Source organism: Rhizobium subbaraonis (genome assembly GCF_900220975.1).
Taxonomy (GTDB): Bacteria; Pseudomonadota; Alphaproteobacteria; order Rhizobiales; family Rhizobiaceae; genus Mycoplana; species Mycoplana subbaraonis.
The window spans coordinates 1-1053 of sequence record NZ_OBQD01000085.1; the positions used below are offsets into that span (position 1 = coordinate 1).

The following is a 1053-nucleotide window of genomic DNA, read 5'->3' on the forward strand; positions in this document are numbered from 1 at the left end:
TAGAGCGTTTCCCTGACTGAGTGAATCTGCGGGTCTTTGCAAATCAGCCGTGTTCTGATTCAAACTATCTGCCGATGGAGGTCGGCAGGTATGTCAAAAGCTCTCTCTGTCGATCTGCGAGTTCGCGTGGTTGCTGCTGTTTCCGCTGGTGCGACCCACCGAGAAGCTGCTGAACGGTTCGGCGTGAGTGCCGCAAGCGTCAGCCGCTGGCGAAATCTGCAACATCGCCAGGGCGACGTGCGACCTGGCCCTCTTGGCGGAGATCGAAATTCCCGAAAGACAGAGGCCCATGGCGAGGCGATCATGGCATGGCTGGCTGAGCACCGCGATGGAACTTTGTTCGAGCTGCGCGACGCGCTTTCTGCCCAGGGCATCACGATCAGCAAGTCGGCTCTGCACCGATTCCTTGTCCGGCACGGGCAGACTCGTAAAAAAAGACTGGCCACGCGGTAGAGCAAAGCCGTCCCGATATCCTGGAACAGCGTGAGCAGTGGTTCGATGATCAACTGGACCTTGATCCTGCCAAGCTCGTCTTCATCGACGAAACCTGGACTGCGACGAACATGGCGCGCACGCACGGACGCTCTCGGAAAGGAGAGCGCCTGCGAATGGGCTTTCCGCACGGCCATCGCAAGACTACGACGCTGGTGGCGGGCCTGCGCAGCACGGGAATGGTTGCGCCGCTCGTCATCGACGGGCCGATCAATGGAGAATGGTTCGAGGCCTATGTCGCCCAGGTTCTTGTGCCGACCCTGAAGCCTGGTGATGTCGTCATCCTTGACAATCTCTCCAGCCACAAACGGCCGGCGGCGCGTGAGATGATCGAGGCTGCCGGTGCGCGCATGCTGTTCCTCCCGCCCTACAGCCCAGACTTCAATCCCATAGAGAAGGCATTTTCGAAGCTGAAAGCGCTCCTGCGCAAAGCGGCAGAACGCACTATGAGCGGCCTGTGGGACAGGATCGGGAAACTGATAGACCTCATCGAGCCTCAAGAAGCGCGCAACTTCTTCACATCATGCGGATACGATCCAGCATGAAAGGGAAACGCTCTAA

At 58.8% G+C, this 1053-nt stretch carries 1 protein-coding gene; it reads left to right on the top strand.

The window, feature by feature from the left end; translation table 11 throughout:
- Nucleotides 1–90 precede the first annotated feature (90 nt).
- Nucleotides 91–1037, top strand: a protein-coding gene (locus CRO48_RS31550) for an IS630 family transposase (protein ID WP_097143566.1) whose coding sequence is annotated in 2 segments (ribosomal slippage) — nucleotides 91–439 and nucleotides 439–1037 — 948 coding nt in all. Because the reading frame shifts where the segments join, the coding sequence is not laid out codon by codon here.
- Nucleotides 1038–1053: the final 16 nt, after the last annotated feature.